Here is a 23,273-nt window from a genome sequence, read left to right on the forward strand (position 1 = left end):
TCAGCCAGAATGATTGTGAAAATAGTAACGAAAAAATTAATTGTGTAATTTCGAAATTCCCATCTATATCCTGTCTTCGCCACCTTTTTTGGCTGATTTTCGCTACACCCTAAAAATCAATCGATTACAATAAAAACAGGTCAAAAGTGGGTGTCCCGTTTCTAAATTTTGCCTAATTTAAGGCATGTTTGTGCGTGAAAAACTCAATAAAAGTGGTACCATTAGTGTCCAAGTCATACTGAAATCCTCAAAAAAGTACAAAGTTGTTAAGACTTTTGGCTCATCGGCTGACCCAAACGAGATTTTAGCACTTAAAAATGAAGCAAATCAATGGATTCATGGTCAGACTGGTCAGGTTGCCATTAATTTCGATAATCAAAGAGCCGAAACTGAACAGGTCCTTGACAAAATAGATCAAGTCAAATCAGTTGGCATTGACCTTCTACTAAATTCTATTTATGACGAAATAGGCTTTAATCTTGTCGGTGATCTCTTATTTCGGAGATTAGTATTTTCTCGCATTGAATATCCTGTAAGCAAGCTAGCGACAACAGAGCATTGGTCGTTAAATCATGGGATGAATGTCTCTGTCAATACTGTTTACAGGCTAATGGATAAGGTTCATTCAGAGTATAAAGAGATATTACAACATCTTAGCTTCGAACACTCGAAACAAGTTTTAGAAGGCGAGGTGAATATTGCATTTTATGATGTAACCACTCTTTATTTTGAAACAGATCATCAAGATGATTTAAGAAAAACAGGCTTTTCAAAAGAGGGGAAACATCAAAATCCGCAAATTGTACTGGGCTTATTGGTTAGTAGAGGAGGCTATCCACTTGCTTACGAAATATTTGAAGGTAATAAGTTTGAAGGGCATACCATGTTGCCTATCGTGGATGAGTTCTGCAACAAATATAATATTACCAAGTTGGTAGTTGTTGCTGATTCAGGGCTCATGTCTAATAAAAATGTAAAAGAACTACTTAATAAAGGCTATGGATTTATTCTCGGAGCAAGAATTAAGAACATGAACAAAGAAGTCAAAGACCAAATATTAAACTTGACTTTGGGTAATGGAGAGTCTGCTGAAATAGCTCAACCTGATGGATTAAGGCTGATTATTACATATTCTGACAAAAGAGCCAAAAAGGATGGTAAAAACAGACAAAAAGGGCTTGATAAACTCAAGAAGAATATTGCATCAGGTAAGCTTACAAAGTCCAATATCAATAACAGAGGCTATAACAAATATTTAAAACTTGATGGCGAGGTAAAGGTGCAGTTAGATGAAGAGAAGTTCAAGGAAGATGGTAAATGGGATGGCCTAAAAGGCTATTTAACGAACGTAGAGGGTAATTCTGATGAAATCATTGCCAATTATGGAGAACTATGGAAAATTGAAAAAGCTTTTCGTATCTCGAAGACAGACTTAAAAATTAGACCTATATTCCATCGGATTCAAAAAAGAATTGAGAGTCATATCTGCATTTCCTTTGTTGCATATAAGGTACATAAAGAGTTGGAGAGACAGCTCAATATTAAAGAGGCAAGGCTAAGTCCTGAACAGGCAATCAAAATTGCTCGGAGCATTTACGAAATTCAGGTTCGACTACCAGATGGAAGCAAAATAAACAAAGTACTTTTGTTGCAGCCCGAGCAGGTGAAATTGGCGGAATTATTCAATTTTTGACTTGGGTGTCCCGATGGCGAAAACAGGAAAAAATTAATTGTGTAATTTCGAAATTCCCATCTATATCACTACCGATGCATTTTGGTCCAATTCCTAAAATAAAATTAAACTCAAATCTTCAACTAACTGACAGCCTTTTTATTACTGAGGCATTACAAGACAAAATCTACTTCTCCGAAGAGGAACGCCAATACAGTTATTATTTGGGAGTGAATATACCAAGTGGAAACAACTTCAAGACTGTTGTTATCCCAGAACGGTTTAGCGTAGGCAAAAGCTATATTCTGTTGACAATATCAAATTCAGGTGAGCATATCGACAAAATTGTGGTAGGTTCTGAAGCTTCAGATTGGGGATCTGTTTTTGGAAAAATAGAAAGCCTGGATAATATTGAAGTAACGACAAAAAAGATGGGGTATGATCAGAAAAAAGACGTCCTCTATTTCTCGTCCAGTGAATGTGAACAGTACTTTATTAACGAAAAAGGCCGGATTTTAAAAAAATAAAAAAGGAGCCCCAAAAGGCTCCTTTCTCATTCAAATATATCTTAAAGACAGATCAGCTTAGGCATTCACCTTTTCCAACCATGCTTCTACTTCTTCTTTGGTAGGATTTTTAACATCCTTCAACTTCAATTTTTTACGCATTCCGCAAACGTCTTGGTGAAGTTTGTTGGCTTGCAATTCTTTGAAGTTTTCTTTTTGGATCAGGTTCAATTTCTGAAGTACAGGAATCAAATCTTCGGCTACGCCTAATTCGATATAGTCTGCGTCAGACATGTAAACAGGACGTTTTTCTGGTTTCATTTGAGGGAAGAACAATACTTCCTGGATAGAAACGTTATTCGTCAGCAACATCACCAAACGGTCGATACCGATACCCAAACCTGAGGTAGGTGGCATACCGTATTCCAATGCACGCAAGAAGTCGTGGTCGATAAACATCGCCTCGTCGTCTCCTTTGTCCATCAATGCCATTTGCTCCTCGAAACGCGCACGCTGATCTACTGGGTCATTCAACTCAGAATAAGCATTGGCGATTTCTTTACCGTTCACCATCAACTCGAAACGCTCGGTCAATTCAGGATTGTCGCGGTGACGCTTACACAATGGAGACATCTCCACTGGGTAATCGGTGATGAAAGTTGGCTGGATGTAGTTGCCTTCACATTTCTCGCCGAAGATTTCGTCGATCAATTTGGCTTTACCCATGGTTTCATCCGTCTCGATGCCCAAGTCTTTACAAACGGCCAACAATTCAGGAACATCCATTCCAGTGATATCAACACCTGTATTTTCTTTGATCGCATCGATCATCGATACACGACGGAAGTTACCACCGAATTCGATCTCGGTACCATCCACAGAAACTTTCGTTTCGCCATTATGAACTGTTTTCACGATGTGTTGCAAACAACGCTCGGTGAAGTCCATCATCCAGTTGTAATCTTTGTAAGAAACATAGATCTCCATGGCGGTGAACTCTGGGTTGTGCGTACGGTCCATTCCTTCGTTACGGAAGTTTTTGGAGAATTCGTAAACACCGTCAAAACCACCAACGATCAAACGCTTCAAGTACAACTCATTGGCAATACGCATGTACAATGGAATGTCCAAGGCGTTGTGGTGCGTGATGAACGGACGTGCCGAAGCACCACCAGGGATTGACTGAAGGATTGGCGTATCCACTTCCAAGTAACCTGCTTCGTTGAAGAAGTTACGCATCGCATTAACGATTTTGGTACGCTTGATGAAAGTGTCTTTTACATTGTCATTGACGATCAAATCCACATAACGCTGACGGTATCTCATCTCTGGATCCGTAAATGCATCGTGCTTCACGACATTTCCTTCCGCATCTTTGGTTTCCTTCACTACTGGAAGTGGACGCAAAGACTTGGTCAAAAGCTTGAACTCAGTAACGTAAACAGAAAGCTCACCTACCTGCGTTTTGAATACATACCCTTTGATTCCGATGATATCCCCCATATCCAACATCTTCTTGAATACCTGGTTGTACATCGTTTTGTCTTCTCCTGGGCAGATGTCATCACGACGGAAGTAAACCTGGATTCTTCCTGTGCCATCTTTAATCTCTGCGAAAGACGCATTCCCCATAATTCGACGAGACATGATGCGACCTGCAACAGTGATCTCCTTAAAATCATCAGGGCGCTTGTCGAAGTTTGCCTTGATCTCTTCGGCAGTTGTACTTACTACAAATTCTTCGGCAGGATAAGGGTTGATCCCCATCTGCATGAGCGCTTCACGCTCATCACGTCTTCTGATTTCTTGTTCGCTTAAATGCATGTTATTTTGTTCGTATAGAATGTTAGGCCATGCGGATAAAATTCTCTCGCACTTACCTATCGACACTTTTCGGGTGCAAAAATACAGAAACTAATGTGAAGAACAAAGAGAGACCGACGGATTGGCAAGATATATGACTTATAAATCATTTCTAAGGGAATTTTTATTTCCCCTATCCGAAAAAAGTTTAAATTTCGACTCAGAAAAACGATCGTATGTTATGGAAAAAAGATACCTGCACGAAGATGAAACTTTTCAAGACTGCATCGAGCGCCTACATTTACTAAACAAAGACAGCCTGCCCACCTGGGGCGCCATGAGCGTGGCACAGATGTTCTCGCATTGTGCTGAAGTACAAGAGGTGTGCAATGGCAGTAAATTACTGAATGGCACTTCTTTGCTTTCGACACTCTATAAAGCATATATAAAAAAGGAGAGTATTTCGCCTACCCCATACCAGCGGAATCACAAAACGCATCCACAATTTGTACAATTAGAAGAAAAGGACTTTGACAAGGAAAAAGCACGCCTGATTAAAGCGCTGACCCAATTTAAGAAGAAGCTCGACACGGCTTATGGTGAACACACGCATCCGCTTTATGGGTTAATGACCAAAGCGGAAATGGGCTGGGCAATGTATCGGCACCTGCACCATCACTTGCTTCAGTTTGAAGTCTAAAAAGAAAAAAAGGGGAAACCATCCCCCTTCTTTCACCTAATTAACTAACTATAACCCACCATTAATCTTCTTGTTGTTCCATCATCTCGTGAATAGACTGAACATTCCAGTGTGACATTTCATAATTGATATCCTCATCGGATATGTTGGTAACTTCATAACCATATGTGGTACCCTTTTTCTTGTCCTTCCCATTCATTTCCATAATGAATCCCGTAGGGGCATCCTTGAGGTCAAAGGTTTTTGAGCGCTTCTTCGACTGCTTGGCAAAGGTGCTGAAGAAGGGCGAGTTGTCGTGCTCAAAATCTGGTGCAATCCAAAATTCCCCCTGATGTTCATCGCTGTCAAGCATATAATGCTCACACTCATAGCCGTGAATATTTTTTGTTTTCCCCGTCTTCACAAAAGCTACTTCAGTCCCTGGGGCTTCCCCTTTTTCCATCGCCTCCTCATATTGGGCATCAATAGCATCCTGTGTCATCTGATCCATATCCATCGCCATGGCCACGCCTGATTTCTCTCCCCGCTCTTCGTTCAAGGAAATTACTGCCTTATTATTGGTGTCATATATAAAAACACTGCGGTCGTCTTTCTTTTTATTATTCGGCGACAGCATGGCCATTCCCCAATGGGTTGCATCATCATGAGGAATCAATAAATGCAGGTGATTTTCCTCCACTTTCCCTTTCTTGGAAGTATTGGTCACCTTCATTTCAACCTGTCGGTCAAAGGCATAATATTTCTGATATTCCACCGGCTCATTGATGGCCTTCATCATCCCAAAAAACTTCCCCGCCTTCTGTCGGTCATAAGCCTGCTCTTTGGTGGCATCTTTCTTGGCTTTTTTCTTTTTACCGAAGAAAAAGTTCCCCACTTTTTCCAGCCCAGTGTCTATACTGTCATCGGTTTTATTGTCGGGATTTTCAACACGATCCCCCTGCGTTTCTGTATTTCCTGAATTATCCTGTGCATAGCTATTCATCGCCAACAGCGAGACCACCACCACAACCCAAAGCTTTTTCATGATCCTAAATTTTGCTGGTTACAACAGCATAAAACTTAAAATAGCCCGAATGTTGCCGATTTGCCCCAACAAAGTGCACATTCAAAACATAAGACAATAAAAAGCCCCAATTATCCCCGATAATTTTGGGCAAATAAAAAAGACGACCTTGCGGATCGCCTTTAGCTGAACGGTTTTATAAGTACTCTCTTCGACCCTTGATCATCGACAAGTCAAAGTCTTCTTCATTGCCATCATCCTGATCGAAATAGCTCCGTTTGGATTTTGGCACTTTGTTTCTTTTTGAAGCCTGGCGTCCACCATCTTCATTTCCATACCATTGGGCGTCTGTTCTTTTTTTGCCCGCTTTATTTTTCATGCTGGGGGAAAAATTAAAAAAAACTATAAATATGTTTAAGTGTCAAACACTCCTCAATTATACATAAATAATCCTTTTACAAAAACAATAATCTGACAAAAATACGCCTCTTTTTTAGTGGCTGAATGATCGCTACAATCTGTACTGATGACCTCATTGAAGGGGTCTTTCAGCCTAAGAATAATTTTTTGTCAGAATATATTACATCAACCTTACCTGGTCGGGGTGCTTAGATTTGTGTGTGTCGTAATTTCTGCTGAAAAGCCATCTCAAGATCTCCAACGGTTTTCATTGCAAAGTCACTTTCTGGATCGAGGTTAATGCCGAAAAGTGTTTCCAATTTATGGATCACCCGATTGAGCGATTCCTCTCCCAAATTACAATCTTCGCTAAGGCTTAATTCTGGGTGGATTTTTTCCAAGTCCCAAAGCGTTTCCTGAGAAACGGTCAATTTTACGCCATAAGATACATTCATAGGTCTGTGTGGTCAAGTATAAAAATTAATTACGTTAGCATTAAAATGCAAAATAATTATTAAAACATCAACATCGACCTATAATTATTAACAAAAACACAACCGCTCGTCATATATTGATCATCTTGAAACCAAAAAAAACCGACGAGTTGCTACCCATCGGTTTTTAATTAAATCTTGATGATCGTATTTTTCAGGCTTAGAATTGCGCACATTTGGCTTTCAGCCAGGCTTGTTCTTCCGCATCAAGCAATGGCGAAAGCACTTCCAACACCTGCTGATGATATGCATTCAGCCACTCAATTTCTTTGGCCGACAACATCGAAACCTCGATCAGTTTTGGTTCAAATGGTGCAAGGGTAAGGGACTCAAAACCTAAAAACTGCCCGAATTCATTGTTGTAAATCTCCTTCACGGTAATCAGGTTTTCAAGTCGGATACCATAAGCATCCGTTTTGTAGAATCCTGGTTCATCAGAAACCACCATCCCGACTTCAAAAGGAGTGCCTCCAGTTACGCCTTTGTTTCCAAAACCTATTGGTCCTTCATGAACATTCAGGAAGGCGCCCACGCCGTGTCCTGTGCCATGGCCATAGTTCATGCCTTCTGCCCATAATTCATGACGTGCAAGCACATCAATTTGCGGACCAGCATAACCTGCAGGAAAAACGATACGCTCTATCCCTATGTGTCCTTTCAACACCAAAGTATAGGCTTTTTTATGTTCAGCCGCAGGCGTTCCGATATAAAATGTTCTGGTGATGTCCGTTGTGCCGTCTTTATACTGCCCACCAGAATCAATCAACAACATCCCTTCACCACGCAGGCTTTTGGCTTTTGGGTCTTGTGGTCTGTAATGGACAATAGCCCCATTCCCCTGATAACCCACAATCGCTGAAAAACTTTCTCCAACATAGCCGTCCTGTTCCGCCCTGAAGGCTTTCAGGCGTTCTGCACATTGCGCCTCCGTTTTTCCTTCGGCAGCCGCTACCTTTTCTACCCACTTGTAGAATTTAGTCAGGGCAACGCCATCTTTAATCATCGCATTGCGCATCCCTTTCAGTTCTGCTTCATTCTTGATCATTTTCAAAAACTGAACAGGAGATGGTGCCACACAAACCTCTTTGCCTTCTTCAAGCAACTCATAATGATGAATAGAGAAACGGGCAGGGTCAATCCATAAATGCTCAAAAGTCCCTTTCGACAACCAGTTAAAAACTGCGGTGTAATCTGCGACCGTTACCGCTGCCTCTTGCAGGTGCGCATTAACTTCTTCCGTAATTTTCCCTGCTGCGGTATATAAAGTGGCACGATCGGTTTCTATGCTCAAATAGGCATATCCCACAGGGTTGCAATCCACATCGGCACCACGAAGGTTCAGCATCCAGGCGATTTCATCAAGCGCCTCAACCATCAGGGCGTCGGTTCCTTCAGCCTTCATTTTTGCTCTGATAGCGGTCAGTTTTTCACTCACCGACTGCCCAGCATACGCCATTGGGTGAATAAAAAATTTGGCTTCAGGCATCTCAGGGCGGTCCTTCCAGATCACTTCAAAAGGATCGAATTGCGCATTAACACAAATGTCTTTCGTCTCCAGTTGCTCCATCAGGGCCTGATACACATTCAAGGAGAACAATTGTCCGTCGATGCCCACAGTATCCCCCTTCTTGAGGTTTTCAGCAAGGAAATCGATATATTCTGGGGCTCCCTGAACTTTTAACTGGTGTTGCTCAAACTCGCTTTCCGACAGTTCTTCCTCCGCCTGAATCAGGTAGCGGGAGTCCGTCCACAGTCCAGCATGGTTCATCGTTACCACCACGGTACCCGCAGAACCCGTAAAGCCAGAAATCCACTCGCGGCAAGCAAAACGGTCGGCAATATATTCACTTTGATGGGCATCGTTGGCAGGAACGATGATCGCACTCACGCCAGCAGATTGCATCTCTGAACGTAAAGCTGTTAATCTTTCATTTATAGTCATTTCTCTGTTGCGTTTACTCTAATGGCTAATTTAATGCGAATAATTCACGAATCAAGCCCCTGCAGGCGGGAAAATGAACTTTATATATCAAGAACAGCGGATTCAAGGGGGGATCAAAAATGGCCTTCTTTTTTGTTGCAGCCCAGTACACACCCATAAAACCAAAAATCCCGACCTGTACAGATCGGGTTTGTTTTTCAATATAAAAAAGTAGGTAAGCGTTGGGTAAAAAATTATTTCGCTTTGCGGCGATCGAGTTCTTCCATGATCAGGTTGAGCTCGCGGCTGCTTTGGCCTGCGACGGAGGTGTTTTCTTCCGCCCTTCGGAATAAATAGGGCATCACCTTCTCTACAGGGCCATAAGGCACATATTTGGCCACATTGTAACCATGATCCGACAAATTATAGGACAGGTGGTCGCTCATTCCATATAACTGTGCAAAGCAAACCCGTGGGTCATGATCTTTCAGGTTGTGGCGCTGCATCAGGTCGATCAACAACTGTGCTGACGCTTCATTATGCGAACAGGAAATCAGCCCAATACTGTCAAGGTGCTCCATACAGTACCGAAGCCCATCATTATACATATTGTCTGTGGCTTCTTTCGTTGGGTTGATGGGGTTTTCATAACCATACTTCTCTGCGCGTTCAGCTTCCTTCTCCATATAGGCACCGCGCACCAGCTTTGCCCCAAAATAAGCGCCAGATTCCTTCACTATTTCGTGCAGGCGGCGCATTCTTTCCACCATGTTTTTTCGGTACATCTGAAAAGTATTGTACACAATCGGACGATCTTGATTATGGGCGACCATCATTTCTGTAACCAGGCTATCCACCGCATCCTGATACCAACTGTCCTCAGCATCAATCAAAATGGGCTTTCCTGATTCGGAAGCTGCTCGACACAAACCATCGAACCGCTGGCGAATCGCTTTGAAGGATTGCTTCTCCACTTCGTTGAGGGTTTCCTTATTGGAGATCTTGGTCCATAGCGCAACATCCCCCATACCTGTGGGTTTAAATACACAAAATGGAATTTTATCATTCTCTGCCGCTTCCTCAATGGTCCTGAGCGTTTCCCTATAGGTGGCATCAAAAGCTTCTTCGGTTGATTCTCCTTCAACAGAATAGTCTAATATTGTTCCAATTCTATATTTATTTAACTCCTCTATTGTATTTTTACTATCTTGGATCGATTCTCCACCACAGAATTGTTTAAAAAGCGTCGCTTTTACTATATTTTTAACGGGTAATCGGAACTTCAATGCTACATTTACAAAAGAAGTTCCTAAATTTACAACTGTGGGATAGTTGATCGTTTTGAAAAGCATATAACTGCGCCAAAGATCTGTATTTGATTTTGATCTAAACGCTTTATATGTATCACTGAAATTAACTGGATTTATTTCCACCATACTTAATTAATTTAGACAATTATATATTTTGATACGTAAAATCAGCCTAATATAGGAGATTTTCTGTATTTTTCAACAACAATACACCATGCAAATCGAACGACTTAGTGCTTGGAATGACCAAGGAGATCAGCCATTGATTATTGCTGGACCTTGCTCAGCAGAAACTGAAGAACAATTATTCAACACCGCTACCGAATTATATAACAACGGAATCAGAATCATCCGTGCAGGTGTTTGGAAACCTCGTACCCGCCCAGGTACTTTTGAAGGTATTGGTGAAGACGCTTTGCAGTGGATTCAGAATATCAAGAAAAAATTAGATGTTAAATTTGCCATTGAGGTAGCCAACGCGCAACACGTGGAATTGGCATTGAAATATGGCATCGACATTCTTTGGATTGGTGCACGTTCAACCGTGAACCCTTTTACAATCCAGGAGATTGCCGACGCATTGAAAGGAAACGATGTTCCTGTATTTGTGAAGAATCCATTGAACCCAGATTTGGCGTTATGGATTGGTGCTTTGGAGCGCCTGAATCAGGCAGGAATTACGAAACTTGGTGCAATTCACCGTGGGTTCTCGACTTCAAAAAAAGTAAAATACCGCAACTTGCCACAATGGCAGATTGCTTTGGAATTGAAGCGTAAATACCCTGAGATGCCAATGATCTGTGATCCTTCTCACATCGCTGGTGACCGTGAGTTGATCCAGTCGCTTTCTCAAAAAGCAATGGACTTGGTTTATGATGGCTTGATCATCGAATCTCATATCAACCCTGCAGAGGCTTGGTCTGATGCTGCTCAGCAGGTAACTCCTGCCGCTTTGAAAGAGATTTTGGAATCATTGGTGATCCGTAAATCAAACACGGACAACCCTGAGGTTCAGAACCATTTGGCAGAGATGCGTGAGCGCATTGATGAGATCGACCGTGAGATTTTCGATACGCTTGCAGAGCGCATGAAAATTGTTGATCAAATTGGTGAGTACAAAAAAGACAACAAAGTAACGGTATTTCAGGTGAACCGCTACAAAGAAATGATGCAGGCTCGTACTGAGTGGGCAGAAGATTTGAACCTGAATCAGGAATTCATGGAGAACATCTTCTCATTGATCCACGATGCGGCGATCCGTCGTCAGACATTGATCATGAGCGAAACTGAGAGCAAAGCCTAAGCTGCGCTTACCAAAGATAAAGAGGGTATAGGTTCAGCACCTGTACCCCTTTTTTTTATCAATAACCTTTTATTGGATATGTTGCCAAATACCATTGATATCACCTCTGACATACAGCAAAGTTTAAGGGGATTTTTAGATGCAACGACCTTCAGCCAGCTGGCGGTTCTGGTGGATGAAAACACCAAAGAACACTGCCTCCCGCTGATTCAGCCTGTCCTTCCTGACAGCACATTAATCATTGAAATCAAAAGCGGCGAAGAGCACAAAAACTTCGGCACCTGCCAGCATATTTGGGAACAAATGACCTCGGCAGCCTTCGACCGAAAAGCCCTGTTTATTAATTTAGGCGGAGGTGTAATCGGCGATATGGGCGGTTTTTGTGCGGCAACTTACAAACGGGGCATTCGGTTTCTGAACTTGCCCACCACCTTGCTTGCGCAAGTTGACGCCAGCGTTGGCGGCAAACTCGGAGTTGATTTTGGGCCATATAAAAATCACATTGGGCTATTTAAAGAGCCTGAAAGTGTCCTCGTTTTTACCGATTTCACAAAAACACTACCCTCACAGGAGATCCGTTCTGGCTATGCGGAAATCATCAAGCATTGCCTCATCCGTGATCAGCATTACTGGCTTGAGATTCAAAAACACGCCCTCGAACAGCAGGACTGGAAGGCGCATGTCGCGCATTCTATCGGGGTAAAATATGCCGTGGTACAGGAAGACCCTACAGAAAAAGGGCTGCGGAAAATATTAAATTTCGGACATACCATTGGACATGCTGTAGAGAGTCATTTCCTCAATCATGATCAGGGCCGCCTGCTTCATGGGGAAGCAGTAGCGATCGGTATGATTGCCGAGACTTACCTTTCGGCAGAGCAAGGCTACATCAGCAAGGAAAATTTGGCCGAAATTGTGAACTACACATTAAAAATTTACGACAAGGTAGACCTCAGTAATGAGAATTTTAATGTGATTGCAAAACATGCTTTGCAGGATAAAAAAAATGACACGGGAAAGATCAAAGCCTCGCTGCTATTGGCGGTAGGCGATTGTGGCTTCGATATTGAAATCACCACTGAAGAGATCATTTCTGCCCTAAAATACTATCAAACGCTATAACCTATGCTTTCATTAACCAAGAAGTCGCTGACCAAAGGGGCGACCGTCCCGATGGAAGCCTCCAAGAGTGAGTGCAACCGTGCGCTGGTCATCAATGCTTTGGCGGAAAAGCCCGCCAAACTGAATAACATTTCCAATGCAAGGGATTCACAAACGATGATCCGCCTGCTGCGTGAAGATCAGGAAATCTGGGATGTCCTTGACGCTGGAACCACCATGCGATTCCTGACGGCATACGCTGCGATAACCAACCGCAAAAAAATCATGACGGGGACTGCCCGCATGCAGGAGCGCCCAATTGGAATTTTGGTAGATGCCCTGCGCAGCCTGGGAGCAGATATTGAATACCTGAAAAACGACGGCTTCCCGCCTTTCAAGATCAAAAGTTTTGATCAGCAAAAAGCCGATACCCTCGAGATGCGCGGCGATACCTCTTCCCAGTATATCTCTGCTATTTTAATGACGGCCCCTTTACTGCCTAAAGGACTGAAATTAAACCTCACTGGCGATGTAAACAGTCGTCCGTATATTGAGATGACCATCGATTTGATGCGCCAATTTGGCGTAGAGGTGAAGGAAATCAACGAACGCAGCTTTGAAATCAGCCCTCAAAGTTATACCGCTTCAGCTTTCTCTGTAGAATCCGACTGGTCGGGAGCTTCCTATTGGTTTTCAGCCGTGGCACTTCAAAAAGACAGTGAACTATTTTTAAGAGGACTGAAGGAACACTCCACGCAAGGCGACAAGGCCATCATTGAACTGATGAACCCACTTGGGGTATCTGCTCGTTTTGAGGAGGGTGGTTTACGCATCTGGAACCATGGCGAAGTAACCAAAAACCCTGTGGTTTTTGATTTCAATAAATGCCCTGACCTTGCGCAAACAGTGGCCGTTACTTGTGCGGCGCTTAATGTTACCGCACACTTCAAAGGCGTGCAGTCGTTAAGAATTAAAGAAACGGACCGCACCCTTGCTTTGCAGGAACAGCTGGCCAAGTTTGGTGTAACGGTGAGCCCAATCAATGACCCTTTCGAGTTTATGATTACACCAAATGCTGATGGTTTCCCTACCAAAATCAAACCTGTGATCAACACCTATGAAGATCACCGAATGGCGATGGCCTTTGCGCCTCTTTGCCTTTTGATGGAACTGGAAATTGAAGAAGAGGAAGTGGTGAAAAAATCATATCCTGATTTTTGGCAAGATTTGGAAAAGGTGACGGTATAAATCCCACTCCGTTTTATTGCTTATTTGCATGAAAGTGGCTGATGATCAGTGACAGGCAACAGACAGGGTTCTCCCTCGATTAGCCGATCACAAATCAACAGCCACTTTTTCTATTATAGCCGATCTCACTTGTTAATTTTTTTGATTAATTATAGATACATTTGTCTATTATTCGCATCATTACAATTACATAATGTGTATTTTTCAAAAAAATAACTTTTTCATCTTATTGATCTGTGTCGCTATTACGGCCTGTAATCAAAAAGCATCCGAACAATTCTCTGTGCCCAATACGGCTATTTTAAAGCAGCGCATCCTTCCCCCTGAAGGGTTCAAGAGAGCAACACAGCCCAGAGATTCCTGGGGAGAGTTCCTCGAAAATCTGCCGCTCCAACCAGAGGGCAGCGAAGTGATTCAGTATAATGGCGTTCCTATCAGTAACCAAAACAGCCATATCGCCATCATCAATTATGATGTCGGTAAAAGAAACCTCCAACAGTGTGCTGATGCTGTTTTGCGCTTGCGGGCTGAATATCTATGGAAAACCGACCGTAAAGCCGAAATTGAATTTAAATTCACCAGTGGGCACAATTTCAAATGGTTGGATTATGCCCAAGGGATTCGGCCGATTGTCAGTGGCAACAAAGTGAAGTTTAAAAAAACAGCCTCCGAAAATCATTCTTATCAATCGTTCAGAAAATACCTGGACATTATCTTTATGTATGCGGGGACAATCTCGGTGGAAAGAGATTTAAAAACCGTGAATCGGGCGCAAGGAAACTATCAAATTGGGGATGTTATTGTGAAGGGCGGAAGTCCTGGCCACGCGGTCATTATCGTTGATCGTGCAAAAAACAGTCAGGGGAAGTTCGTCTATCTCCTTGCTCAGAGTTATATGCCTGCGCAGTCTATTCATGTGATGGATCAGGGAGGAACCTACGGCCCTTGGTTCGATATTCCTACCGAAGGTCCATTCCACTCCTCAAGATGGTATTTTACCAATCCAAAAATCCGACGGTTTTAGCTTGCGCGAAGAAAAAAAGCCCACCATATTGGAGGGCTTTTCTATGCTCATAAATCACGAAACGATTAACTGAAATATCGGAAATCGTGCTTATCCTCTATCTGTTGCAAAGCGTTAAAAATTAACTGAATAACACTTTCGACATCATCTTTGTGCGTCATTTCCACCGTGGTGTGCATATACTTCAACGGAAGGGAAATCAAGGCTGAAACTACCCCGCCATTTGAATAGGCAAAAGCATCGGTATCTGTTCCTGTTGATCTTGAAGAAGCCGCACGCTGATAAGCAATATCGTGCTTCTTGGCGGTATCGAATAAAATTTTCAGCAGGTTATTATGCACCGCAGGCGCAATCGTCAGCACTGGGCCATCGCCCGCACTAAAGTCCCCTTGCTTGATTTTATTGTAAAGTGGCGATTGCGTATCATGGCAAACATCCGTCACAATGGCCACATCAGGCTTGATACGGTCAGTAACCATACGTGCGCCATTGAGGCCGACTTCTTCCTGCACCGCATTTACGATATACAGTCCGAAAGGCAATTTAACATTCCCTTCTTTTAATCGACGAGCCACCTCAGCAATCATAAAACCACCAATACGGTTGTCCAGTGCACGGCCACATAAATAGCGGTTGTTCAGTTCCGTCAGGTCCTGATCGAAAGTAACGACCGTCCCTACCTGAATACCAAGTTCATTAACTTCATCTTTACTGTGGGCGCCCACATCAATGGTCAGTTTCTCTGCATTTGGCTTAGGCCCCTCTTTTCCTCCACGAACGTGAATTGCTGGCCAGCCGAAAATACCATCAACCACACCATTTTCACCGTGAATTTTCACACGCATCGAAGGGGCGATTTCAAAATCAGAACCTCCGTTACGGGCAACATACAGGTAGCCTTTATCATCGATATAATTCACATACCAGGCAATTTCATCGGCATGTGCTTCAATCACGACCTTATATTCTGCCTCAGGATTAACCACCCCGACAACGGTACCGTAATTGTCTACAAAGTACTCGTCGATATACGGTTTAATATAGTCTAACCAAATTTTCTGACCTGCCACTTCAAAGCCCGTAGGCGCATTGGCATTCAAATAACGATATAAAAAGTCTTGGCTTTTCTGGTCCATAATCGACACTTTAGTTTGAATGTATATTTTATTGAGACAATTTAGTGATTCTACGGACCACACACTATATTTGATCATTAATATTAAAAAATAAAATAATGCCGATCACAGTATCTTCCATCTATGTCTATCCCATCAAATCGTTGGGTGCTATTTCTCTCAATAAAGTACAAGTTGAAGAAGAAGGACTTCAATATGATCGGCGATGGATGCTCGTCGATGAAAATGGCCGATTCATGACCCAGCGAACCCTTTCGGTCATGGCTCAATTGCTCCCAGAAATCAGCTCTCAGGGCCTGAAAGTAACCCACCGTATTGGGGGGGATGCCCTCCATGTTCCATATGAGGCGGAAGGCCCTATGCGAACCGTGAAAATCTGGGACGACGAACTGGAGGCACAGGAGGTCAATGAGGCCTGTAATGCCTGGTTTTCGGAAAAACTCAACAAGCCTTGCGCTTTGGTTCAGCTGCCCAATAACCGCCAACGAATGGCTTCAAAAAAATACACTGAAGATGATGAAGTAGCAGTAAGCTTCGCGGACGGTTTCCCGATCCTGATCGCCAACGAGGCAAGTCTGGAAGACTTGGCGCAAAAAAGCGGCATGGCATTGGAAATGGAGCGTTTCCGACCAAATATTGTGGTGAGCGGTGCACAAGCATGGGAAGAAAACACATGGAAAGAACTACAAATCAATCAGCTAACACTCATGGGTGCGAAGCCATGTGGCCGATGTAAAGTGACCACCCTGAACCCAAAAACGGGCGAAAAAACAGGAAATGAGCCTTTAAAAACCCTCATGAAATTACGCAACTGGAAAGATAACGGCATTTTTGGGGAAAACTGTTACTCCCTTGACGATGGCGAAATCAAGCTAGGCTACTTACTGACTGTTGTTGAAAAAAAGGAAAATCCTGTAAAAACAATTGGTTGATATTCACCCTAAATAATACACCACCCCATATTATGTAAGGTAACATCAGCGCGTTAACATAGTAGAAAAGATTACCCCCCAAAACTATACTACTATGTTAACACCATTTTTTTCAAATACCCTCCCTGCTACGCAGTTCACTCAATCGTTCGACCAATATGCAATATCTGTATTGCCAAACCCCTCTTTGTTGGTGAGCAGTATTGGTTTCTCCTCGGCCCCTCCTACAGCGGACAACATTCCCGTTGTACCCATTAATCAGGGAGTAGGCATTCTGATACTTATCGGTTTAAGCCTGGCAATTTATAAACTCAAATTTTCAAAATAATGGACTTACTGCTGAACGCCTGACCGTATCAGCCAAAAAGCCCTGCGCAAATCATGGGCAATTTCTTCCTTTTTTAAACAGAAAGTGCTAACTCGAATGCATAACAATCAACATCAGCATTTCGATGAAAAAGACCTTTATTCAACTATTTTTAGCGCTGGGGATTCTTTCTGCCTGTAACAGCAACAACGATAAACCATTGCCCATCCTCGGGCCGCGGACACCAGTGGAAACTACGGTAGATGGCAAGCTTAGCCAGGATACCGTTTATCACAAAATTGGATCATTTTCCTTCCTCAACCAAGATTCAGTAACCGTCAGTAATGCAGACTATGACGGCAAAGTATATGTCGCGGATTTCTTCTTCACCACCTGCCCGACCATCTGCCCAATCATGAAAACACAGATGATTCGGGTTTACGAACATTTCAAAGACAACGATCAGGTAAAAATCCTGTCGCACTCCATCGACCCTGACCACGATAATGTAGCCGTTTTGCACAAATTTGCAAATCAGCTCGGGGTACAGGCACCAAAGTGGAATTTTGTTACTGGTGAGAAGCAAGATATCTATCGTGTTGGTCAGGAAAGTTATATGGTCAGTGCACTTGAAGACCCTGAAGCTCCAGGCGGGTTTATTCACAGTGGTGCATTCATCCTCGTCGATCAGCAAGGGCACATCCGAGGATTATATGATGGCACCAAAGAGGATCAGGTTGACCGACTCATCAACGACATCCCCAAACTGCTAAAATCGAAACCGTAGCGATATAGCCTTCCATCCTACTGCAAATTTTAAGTTTTCAACACGCGCTTAAATGACAAGGGAAATATTGCGCTGATCAGGCAAAAAACAGGGCTGATCATCCATATATTCTGCTGTCATCAATAATACTCAATAAGTATAACTTATTCCCCTCTTTTGAGGCTATCCAGAAACAGGATAGCCTCTTTTTTTTAGATGAAAGCGACTTATTCCAAGAAAATACAATACGCGTAACATTTTTTTAATCCAAATAGCAACCTCCACAATCTCCTGCCGTCCTAACCAATAAACAATCAGACAAAACCATGAAAACGACAATACACAAAGCAACAGAAAGAGGACATGCAAATCATGGGTGGCTCAATGCTCACCACAGCTTCAGCTTCGGCCAATGGTACGATCCAAAAAAAGTGCATTTTGGCGCACTCAGAGTCTTAAATGATGATATCATTGCTCCAGGCATGGGCTTTGGCACGCACCCTCATGATAATATGGAGATTGTAACCATTCCGATGGAAGGGGAACTCAAGCACCGCGACAGCACAGGCAGAGAGGAAGTTATTCATGAAGGAGAAGTACAAATTATGTCTGCGGGCTCAGGGATTCAACATTCTGAATTTAACCCGAACAAAGATCAGCACACGAACCTTTTACAAATCTGGGTGATTCCCGAAAAACGCAATATAGAACCTCGCTACGATCAAAAAATATTTGCGCAGGAAGGCCGACAGAATCAATGGCAAACAGTAGTAAGCCCTTCGGACGAAAATGCCCTTTGGATCAATCAGCAAGCAACCTTCGCGATCTCCGAACTGGAAGCGGGAAAAGCGGTGGATTACCACCTGACAAAGCCTGAACACGGAATTTATCTGTTCGTAATGGAAGGAGAAATTTCGATGGGCAAAGATCTTACGCTCGGCAAACGGGATGCCGTAGGTATTGAAGCAAGCGAGCAAGTACAAATCACTGCGACGCAAAACAGTAAAGTCCTGCTGATCGAAATCCCGATGCTTGAATTGCACTAAAGTGCACAGCAGTACGCCAAAACCTGAATATCACTTCGGGTTTTGGTGTCATAAAATCGGAATTTCACTTTGCGCGGGCGAATAATTTGTTCATTTTTGCAATTATATTGCATAAACAATGAAACAACTTTTACTGCTTTTCAGCCTATTTCTTTCCCATCAAATCTTCGCCCAGCATCATGCGATCAAGGGGCAGGTATTGGATCATGACACCAAAACCCCCTTAATTGGTGTGGTGGTGTACATCAATGACGGACAACTCAACACCCTCACCGATCTCAACGGCAGATACAATTTCCCCGAAGTTCCTGACGGTCACCATACCGTATTTGCCAGTTATCTGGGTTATTTGCCCAGCCGAAAGAACATCAACCTGCACCAAAATCACCAGAAATGTAATTTTATGCTTGAGCCTGAAATCAGGGAACTTGAGCAGGTGATCATCAATGCCGAAGAAATAGAAAGACGCCGAAAGCAAAGCCAGACCATCACGGAAATCAGTGAGGAGGAACTGGAAAAACAACGGGGAAGCACCTTTGTGGATGCCCTTACCAAGCAGGCGGGAATCAACAGCCTGAGCACTGGCGTGGGGATCAGTAAACCTGTAATTCGTGGGATGTTCGGCAATCGGGTGATTGTCAATGATGGTGGCGTGAAGCAGGAAAGTCAGCAGTGGGGTTCCGACCATGGCCTGCCCATTGATAATTACAACAGCAACAGTGTCGAGATTATCAAAGGCCCAGCGAGTTTGCTTTATGGCTCGGACGGTATCGGTGGTGTGGTTAAAATATCACTGGCCAAGGTCCCCACCCTCAACAGTTTTCACGGGCAGTTCACCACCAACTATCAATCAAATAATGATGCCATAGGTTCAGGACTGAAAATCAGTGGAAATCATCACGGATATTACTTCATTGCCGAGGGTTCTTACACCTCTTTCAATAACTACCGTGTCCCTGCTGACCAGTTTGAATACCTGGATTTTATCTTCCCCATTAAAGAGCAGACGCTCGTTAATACCAATGGCCACGACCAATCGGTGGGCTTGCAAGTAGGAACGGCAAAGAAATGGGGCCGCCTGAACCTTGCGGTTTCCGATTTCCAGCAGACCGTCGGGCTTTTTCCTGGTGCGGTAGGCACTCCTTCTTTTGGCTGGCTCGATGATTTCCCGATTTCCAGCAGGTGGCCAGAATTACCCATGCAGGTGAATCGGCACCAAAAAGCCATTTTCACCGCTGACCTCAAACTGAATGATGACTGGCTGAAAATCACCCTGGGGTTGCAGCAAAATAACCGACAGGAACGCTCCCGACCAGAAGCACACCCTGCCGACCACCCAGAATACAGATCCCCTGGCGATGTGGCGCATGGGCTTAACCTGCGCAACTATTCCGCAGAAGCACTCTATAACCATCAGCGGGAGGGCTTCAACTGGAGTATTGGAATGGGCGGAAACTTTCAGCAACACCACTTCGATGGTTTTGAATTTTTACTGCCCAACTATATCAATACCAGTGTTTATGCCACCACTTTTTTTCAGAAAGACCTGAATGAAAAATGGAGCCTGAGCGGTGGCCTTCGTTATGACCTGTTCGCTTATCAGGTGGAGCAATTTAATGACAGCAGTCGATACAGCCCAGGGCAAAACAGTGGTTACTGGATCAACAGAAGTCCACACATTGACCGTACCGAAGGCAATTGGTCGGGTGCCATAGGACTAAGTTACCGCCCCAGCGAACAATGGACCGCAAAAGTCAATTTTGGCAAAACGTTCCGTATGCCAACAGTGGCCGAACTGACCATGAACGGGGTGCATCATGGCACTTTCAGGCATGAGCAAGGCGATGCAAGCCTACAGGAAGAACGTGGTTATCAGATTGACCTCGGGCTCGCTTTCAGTACTGAGCAGTGGCATGTTGAGCTGAGTCCATTTTTCAACTATTTTGAAAATTATATCTTTCTCGGGCCCAGTGGACGGTTCTCGCCCCTACCCGATGCCGGACAAATTTACGACTATAAAGAGGCTGAAGCCATTCATGCTGGAGCGGAGTTTTCGGTGAACTATCAGCCAACCAACTACCTCAGTTTCAGCAATGCTTTTGAGTACCTTTACAACCTGAACCTGGACACCAACCTGCCGCTGCCTTTTACGCCACCAGCGTCCAATTATGTGGAATTCAGTTACCATTGGAGGCACCGATCGCAGTTTGAAGACCTGTACATTGGGGCGGGACACCGTGCGACGGCTGCGCAGAACAGGGTAGACAGAAATGAACGTACAACACCAGGTTACCAGCTCATTAACCTGCACGCTGGCATGAAAATCTGTATGCCTCATGTACAGTATCATATTATGCTGAAAGTCGATAATCTGACCAATCAGACCTATATGAATCATTTGAGCAGATACCGTTTGCTGAACCTGCCAGAGCAGGGGCGAAATATCAGCCTGACCGTCAAGATGAATTTTTAATGCAACTTTATTGCAAAAAGATTGCTTCATTCACGAAGATGCAATAAGTTTGCATATACAAAATCACAATAACATCAATTTATCATGAAGAAATTAAGCTTATGGGCATTGGCCTGCCTGATCTTTTGTGCTTGTAGCAGTAACTCAGAAAATGAATTACAGGCACCAACAGTAAAAATCATTCAGCTGGCGAATGAAACCGAAGAGCACGACGGTCATGAAATGGCATTGGTAGAAGCTGGAGAAGAGCTCTATTTGAATGCAGCACTGAATGCCGAAAATGGTATTAAGAGTTATAAAATTGACATCCACTTTGGCGAAGGACATGACCATGACCACCGTGTGAAATCAACAGGTAAAGAGTGGCAATACGACCAAACTGTTGTAGTAGACGGAAATCCTAAAACGCTTTCTATTGATGAGAACATTGTAACCGTACCTGAAATGATCGACGGTGAAGAAATTGCTGAAGGTAAATACCACTTCGCTATTTATGTGATCGATCAACTGGGTAATGAAGATAAAACATTCCAGGATTTACTGATCCACCATCACGATCACGACCATTAATTGATGATCATTACTGATGTAACAAAAAAGCCATCCCACGTAAAACGGGATGGCTTTTTTTAGATCAATTTTTTTATTTTGACCGTGGGCGTTAAAAATCTTCATGAAGATCATCTACCGCACGGAACTCATGCTTTTCCATGTTCAGGTATCGGCTCGCCGCCCAGTCCTGACCAAAGCCCCAGGCACCAAAAGCACCTCCAGTGGCAAATAAAACTGCGGGGGCAATTCCTCCCGTAACAGCACCAGCGACAATCACCCCTGCACCTGCAAGAACACCACCGACTACATACTTCACACGGGCACCATTTCTTGCCCGACGGAAAAGCTCCATACGCTCCTCAGGATTCAATGGTCGGTTCACCTGATTGTTATAGGCAACATGCAAATTCCTCATGGAATTCTCTGTCAGGCTATTAACGGGCAAACTGATCAGCTTCCCCTGATGGTCCTGAAATTTCACCATACGTTTAGCCTGAAAATTCGAACTTTTCTTCGAGAATAATTTTTTCTTTTCTTTGGTTGCCGAGATACGAATAGAGCCTGGCACAGCAAAATACGTTTGGCGGTTTTTTGTCTCCAGGGTTACGTGATCCGCAATGCCCTCAACCTGTGCGAAAGCTGATACGCTCATCAGTATGGCCATCGCCATTAAAAATAGATGTTTCATGTTGTGTTAGGTTTATCTTGCGTTAAGATATCACAATCCCCCCACACTACAAATTCAATCTTAAAAAATCAGCGGGAATCCTGCCCTCCTTTATAAGTTCGGTATTTCATAAATTCATTAGCTTGCGTAAATTGCACCCTCTAAAAATCTGATGTATGAAGAATCTATCGATCTGTTTGACTCCCGAGCTCATTCACCTTTCCGACCTCAAGGGAAAGGTGGCCGTTGTTATTGATGTATTGCGCGCCACCACCTGCATGGTAACAGGCATGGCCGAAGGCATCCCTTCCATTACCCCCGTAGCACAGGTGGAAGAATGCAAAGCTTTGCAGGCCAAAGGCTACATTGCTGCTGCCGAACGCGGCGGAAAAAAAGTGGACGGCTTCGATATGGGTAACAGCCCCTTTGATTATATGGAAGCGGCCAAAACGGGCAAAAAGGTAGCCGCCACAACCACTAACGGTACTTTGGCCATCAGTAAATCCGCTGCCGCAGACGAAATTCTGATCGGTGCTTTTGTTAACCTCGACGCCATCATCTCCTACCTGAAAGCACAGGAAAAAGATGTTGTGATGGTTGCTGCTGGATGGCAAGGGAACTTCAACCTTGAAGACAGCCTTTTTGCAGGCGCTGTCGCAGCGGGACTTGAGGGGGAATTTGAACTTGAAGATGATGCCGCCCTGGCCACAAAAGTGATGTATCAGGCCGTAAAAAATGACCTTGCAGGATTTTTGGCGCAATCTGCACATGCCAAACGCCTTGCCAAGATGGATATTCAAAAAGACATCGACTTTGCCCTGACACTCAACACTTATAAAGTGGTGCCAATGGTTATTAATGGCGAGATCGTCCTCGCTTAGCCAACAGCAAACCCTCCCTAAATTTTCAT

General features: G+C 43.7%; 22 protein-coding genes. 14 read left to right on the plus strand and 8 right to left on the minus strand.

What is annotated here, in order from left to right:
- The first annotated feature begins 184 nt into the window (after positions 1-184).
- Both AABK40_RS09910 and AABK40_RS09915 read left to right on the plus strand, forming a co-directional pair.
- Positions 185-1,693, plus strand: coding sequence for an IS1634 family transposase (locus AABK40_RS09910; RefSeq protein ID WP_338396942.1), 1,509 nt, complete (start codon positions 185-187; stop codon positions 1,691-1,693).
- A gap of 74 nt (positions 1,694-1,767) precedes the next feature.
- On the plus strand, positions 1,768-2,199 hold the full coding sequence (locus AABK40_RS09915; RefSeq protein ID WP_338396943.1) for a hypothetical protein: 432 nt from the start codon (positions 1,768-1,770) through the stop codon (positions 2,197-2,199).
- A gap of 57 nt (positions 2,200-2,256) precedes the next feature.
- Here AABK40_RS09915 and lysS read toward each other — a convergent pair whose 3' ends face one another.
- Complete coding sequence (lysS, locus tag AABK40_RS09920) at positions 2,257-4,002, minus strand: lysine--tRNA ligase (RefSeq protein ID WP_338396944.1); 1,746 nt, start codon at positions 4,000-4,002, stop codon at positions 2,257-2,259.
- A gap of 220 nt (positions 4,003-4,222) precedes the next feature.
- Between lysS and AABK40_RS09925 the strand changes: the two genes are divergently transcribed.
- A complete protein-coding gene (locus AABK40_RS09925; protein WP_332918826.1) occupies positions 4,223-4,681 on the plus strand; it encodes a DUF1569 domain-containing protein in 459 nt (152 codons plus the stop codon).
- A gap of 61 nt (positions 4,682-4,742) precedes the next feature.
- On the opposite strand, the gene AABK40_RS09930 is transcribed toward AABK40_RS09925, so the two are convergent.
- From AABK40_RS09930 to AABK40_RS09950, 5 genes are all read right to left on the minus strand, one after another.
- Complete coding sequence (locus AABK40_RS09930; RefSeq protein ID WP_338396945.1) at positions 4,743-5,705, minus strand: DUF4412 domain-containing protein; 963 nt, start codon at positions 5,703-5,705, stop codon at positions 4,743-4,745.
- 175 nt (positions 5,706-5,880) lie between these two features.
- Positions 5,881-6,063 (minus strand): hypothetical protein, encoded by a 183-nt coding sequence (locus AABK40_RS09935; RefSeq protein ID WP_332922220.1) that lies wholly within the window; start codon positions 6,061-6,063, stop codon positions 5,881-5,883.
- A gap of 229 nt (positions 6,064-6,292) precedes the next feature.
- Positions 6,293-6,538, minus strand: a complete 246-nt coding sequence (locus AABK40_RS09940; RefSeq protein WP_332922221.1) for a hypothetical protein — start codon at positions 6,536-6,538, stop codon at positions 6,293-6,295.
- Positions 6,539-6,737: 199 nt separating this feature from the next.
- A complete protein-coding gene (locus tag AABK40_RS09945) occupies positions 6,738-8,519 on the minus strand; it encodes an aminopeptidase P family protein (RefSeq protein WP_338396946.1) in 1,782 nt (593 codons plus the stop codon).
- 233 nt (positions 8,520-8,752) lie between these two features.
- The gene (locus AABK40_RS09950; protein WP_338396947.1) at positions 8,753-9,850 is read right to left on the minus strand and encodes a proline dehydrogenase family protein; all 1,098 of its coding nucleotides are present in this window, start codon (positions 9,848-9,850) and stop codon (positions 8,753-8,755) included.
- Positions 9,851-10,022: 172 nt separating this feature from the next.
- Here AABK40_RS09950 and AABK40_RS09955 point away from each other — a divergent pair, with 172 nt between their 5' ends.
- The 4 genes from AABK40_RS09955 (at position 10,023) to AABK40_RS09970 (ending at position 14,484) form a co-directional block, all read left to right on the plus strand.
- The gene (locus tag AABK40_RS09955; protein WP_332922224.1) at positions 10,023-11,111 is read left to right on the plus strand and encodes a bifunctional 3-deoxy-7-phosphoheptulonate synthase/chorismate mutase type II; all 1,089 of its coding nucleotides are present in this window, start codon (positions 10,023-10,025) and stop codon (positions 11,109-11,111) included.
- A 78-nt stretch (positions 11,112-11,189) separates the two neighbouring features.
- On the plus strand, positions 11,190-12,233 hold the full coding sequence (aroB, locus tag AABK40_RS09960; protein ID WP_338396948.1) for a 3-dehydroquinate synthase: 1,044 nt from the start codon (positions 11,190-11,192) through the stop codon (positions 12,231-12,233).
- A gap of 3 nt (positions 12,234-12,236) precedes the next feature.
- Positions 12,237-13,460, plus strand: a complete 1,224-nt coding sequence (locus tag AABK40_RS09965; RefSeq protein WP_338396949.1) for a 3-phosphoshikimate 1-carboxyvinyltransferase — start codon at positions 12,237-12,239, stop codon at positions 13,458-13,460.
- Between the two features lie 193 nt (positions 13,461-13,653).
- A complete protein-coding gene (locus AABK40_RS09970; protein ID WP_338396950.1) occupies positions 13,654-14,484 on the plus strand; it encodes a DUF4846 domain-containing protein in 831 nt (276 codons plus the stop codon).
- Between the two features lie 65 nt (positions 14,485-14,549).
- Here the strand turns inward: AABK40_RS09970 and AABK40_RS09975 are convergent, their stop codons facing one another.
- Positions 14,550-15,620 carry a M20/M25/M40 family metallo-hydrolase gene (locus AABK40_RS09975; RefSeq protein WP_332922228.1) on the minus strand — a complete coding sequence of 357 codons (1,071 nt, stop codon included), beginning with the start codon at positions 15,618-15,620 and terminating at the stop codon, positions 14,550-14,552.
- Positions 15,621-15,718: 98 nt separating this feature from the next.
- On the opposite strand from AABK40_RS09975, the gene AABK40_RS09980 reads away from it, so the two are divergent.
- From AABK40_RS09980 to AABK40_RS10005, 6 genes are all read left to right on the plus strand, one after another.
- A complete protein-coding gene (locus AABK40_RS09980; RefSeq protein ID WP_338396951.1) occupies positions 15,719-16,552 on the plus strand; it encodes an MOSC domain-containing protein in 834 nt (277 codons plus the stop codon).
- 94 nt (positions 16,553-16,646) lie between these two features.
- A complete protein-coding gene (locus AABK40_RS09985; protein WP_338396952.1) occupies positions 16,647-16,880 on the plus strand; it encodes a hypothetical protein in 234 nt (77 codons plus the stop codon).
- Positions 16,881-17,004: 124 nt separating this feature from the next.
- Positions 17,005-17,646, plus strand: coding sequence for an SCO family protein (locus tag AABK40_RS09990; RefSeq protein ID WP_338396953.1), 642 nt, complete (start codon positions 17,005-17,007; stop codon positions 17,644-17,646).
- A 305-nt stretch (positions 17,647-17,951) separates the two neighbouring features.
- Positions 17,952-18,671: a pirin family protein gene (locus AABK40_RS09995; protein WP_338396954.1), complete on the plus strand. Its 720-nt coding sequence runs from the start codon at positions 17,952-17,954 to the stop codon at positions 18,669-18,671.
- Positions 18,672-18,789: 118 nt separating this feature from the next.
- A complete protein-coding gene (locus tag AABK40_RS10000; protein ID WP_338396955.1) occupies positions 18,790-21,144 on the plus strand; it encodes a TonB-dependent receptor in 2,355 nt (784 codons plus the stop codon).
- Between the two features lie 84 nt (positions 21,145-21,228).
- Positions 21,229-21,714, plus strand: a complete 486-nt coding sequence (locus tag AABK40_RS10005) for a DUF4625 domain-containing protein (protein WP_338396956.1) — start codon at positions 21,229-21,231, stop codon at positions 21,712-21,714.
- Positions 21,715-21,805: 91 nt separating this feature from the next.
- On the opposite strand, the gene AABK40_RS10010 is transcribed toward AABK40_RS10005, so the two are convergent.
- Entirely contained in the window at positions 21,806-22,384 is a 579-nt protein-coding gene (locus tag AABK40_RS10010) for a hypothetical protein (RefSeq protein WP_332922235.1), read from the minus strand.
- A gap of 155 nt (positions 22,385-22,539) precedes the next feature.
- Here AABK40_RS10010 and AABK40_RS10015 point away from each other — a divergent pair, with 155 nt between their 5' ends.
- Complete coding sequence (locus tag AABK40_RS10015; protein WP_338396957.1) at positions 22,540-23,244, plus strand: 2-phosphosulfolactate phosphatase; 705 nt, start codon at positions 22,540-22,542, stop codon at positions 23,242-23,244.
- Positions 23,245-23,273 lie beyond the last annotated feature (29 nt).

Source organism: Persicobacter psychrovividus (genome assembly GCF_036492425.1).
Taxonomy (GTDB): Bacteria; Bacteroidota; Bacteroidia; order Cytophagales; family Cyclobacteriaceae; genus Persicobacter; species Persicobacter psychrovividus.